Source organism: Gammaproteobacteria bacterium, assembly GCA_003696665.1.
Lineage (GTDB): Bacteria > Pseudomonadota > Gammaproteobacteria > Enterobacterales.
This window is the reverse complement of record RFGJ01000584.1, coordinates 1-1,962: the sequence shown is the minus strand read 5'-3', so window position 1 is coordinate 1,962 and position 1,962 is coordinate 1. Positions and strand designations below refer to the sequence as shown.

Sequence of the window (1,962 nt, the reverse complement as noted above, 5' to 3'; positions counted from 1 at the left end):
TGTGGACAGAATTCGCTGGTAAGAACCATCCGTCGAACAATCATCAGAAATAATAATCTCCATGTCTTCATAAGTTTGCGCCAACGCACTCTTCACAGCTTCTTCAACAAAGTTTTTTTGATTATACACCATCAAAATATATGAAACGACATTACTATTCTTCATATGCTAGCTGATATGGCCTCCCAACAGACTCCAAACCAACCCGCACAGTAAATACGACATGGTTTTACACTGCTAGTATGGACTAGGTCAAATATCGACAAGTCGTGATTCAACCATCTCATAGTATGGGATATTCAAGTTGTCCAGATTCCACTCTGGAATTGAGTCACTCAGCAGCTTTTTGGCAGCTTTTATATCATCTTTGAATATACTATCCTCAAGCCTTCTTATGGTTTGCCTATCCAAAGTACGGGTAATTGATTCACCGAAGTTGGCGTAACTCAAGAGCGCATCACCTGAAATTCCCTCAATAATCTGCACTGAATACCCCTCTGGCTTTCTAACATGTTCGGCGACCAGCTGCCCAGCATCAAACCGCACCTCTTTACCCTGAACTGTTGTTTTTTTGGGTGAATCAAGCAAAGTCACCCTTGGCAAATAGCCGGTATTTGCCAGAGCATCCGGTTTTCCCGTTCCATCGTATTTTATGCCAAGGAACTCACATACCTTTTTATACGCAACATTCGTTCCATGGGCTTCAATATCACGTTCAAAAATCAAAGGAAGGACATTCTCTTTCGGAAAAAGATCAAAAAGAAGACTCAACAGTTTTGAATAACCGCTGCATTCCCTGTATAGATCACGGATATTTCCAGACGTGTCGCAAAAAGGATGAATATCCTCAAACAGCCGCACGGCATGAATGTAATGTGAAAAGGCTCGTATCACTGGATGTCTGAGAATTACAACTATTTTCACCCCACGCCCTAAATCCTTGCGTATCCTCTTCAAAGCTTCTGGCTTGGTAACGTATGCAGGGGTAATGTCGCCAATAACTTTCTTGTTACTACAATGAGAAAAGAAATTTCTGCGATAAAATACCAACCCCTTAGCATATGTTTCGTCGACATCAAAGAAATGAGCCTCTTTCATCTTTGGCAAACACACATCTGGATGATCCCGCAGCGCATAATGCAGAGATGTGGTTCCCGACTTACCAAATCCGACACAAATAAAGTTTGGTAACCCATGCCTTTTCATGCCAATATGTTTGATAAAGCTAAGCATTATTCCTCCTCGTCAAATTCTTGAGTCCGGCAACATCAAAAGCAGTCCAAAGGTAATACGGATTTGGCACGGGATGAGTTTGACCAAGGTGGACCTCAACCTCTTGGCCCAATACAGATGCAATCATGGTAAAAGTCTCAGCCCAGGCCCGGTCCCCAGAATAAATAATAAACTTGGCATCATTCGGACAGAAGACCATATTTGCCAATGCCGCCCCACCCTCAGCAACTACAACATCTGCATCAGAAAAAAATTCGATTTGCTGACCCAGACTCATTCTTGACGGATCCAGCACATCGAATCCCTTCGCTCGGTATTTTTCTTCCAGTGCCTTTCGGCCCTTCACAGTTCGAATTGCCGATACTCCTCGGCGCGTCAAAAACACCTTTTTCCCAGCCTTGGGTTTGGCCGGCTTGGCCAGTCGTTCGCGCAGAAATTCGATATCTTCGGGCGACGGAACCAGGCAATGCGAAGCAAACTCTGGAAGCCAAGCACATTCGTACCTGAACCACCGACCCTCCTCGTAAGGAAGAAGATCAACATCACCCATCCCAAGCAGACGCAGGGTTTCCAGATGCCATTTCTTCAAGGGGAAAAACAAAGCGAGTGGAGGCTTCTCCCCATCCCCCACAGCTTCCGGATAATGGCGCAGCAGCGGCACTGTTTCCAGCAACCAATGGTAATAATTCCATCCCATCCCTGGAAGAATGTAACAATGCTTTCGCTCGC

The 1,962-nt window shown here is 44.9% G+C and carries 3 protein-coding genes; all 3 read right to left on the bottom strand.

Annotation, left to right across the window (positions count from 1 at the left end; all coding sequences use genetic code 11):
* Positions 1 to 132: glycosyltransferase family 2 protein (locus D6694_14240; GenBank protein ID RMH35959.1), on the bottom strand; the 132-nt coding region annotated here is incomplete at its 3' end.
* 120 nt (positions 133 to 252) lie between these two features.
* Complete coding sequence (locus D6694_14235; protein ID RMH35958.1) at positions 253 to 1,233, bottom strand: hypothetical protein; 981 nt, start codon at positions 1,231 to 1,233, stop codon at positions 253 to 255.
* Positions 1,226 to 1,962 (bottom strand): glycosyltransferase family 61 protein (locus D6694_14230; protein ID RMH35957.1); only part of this gene is annotated, 737 nt, incomplete at its 5' end. The genes D6694_14235 and D6694_14230, both read right to left, overlap by 8 nt.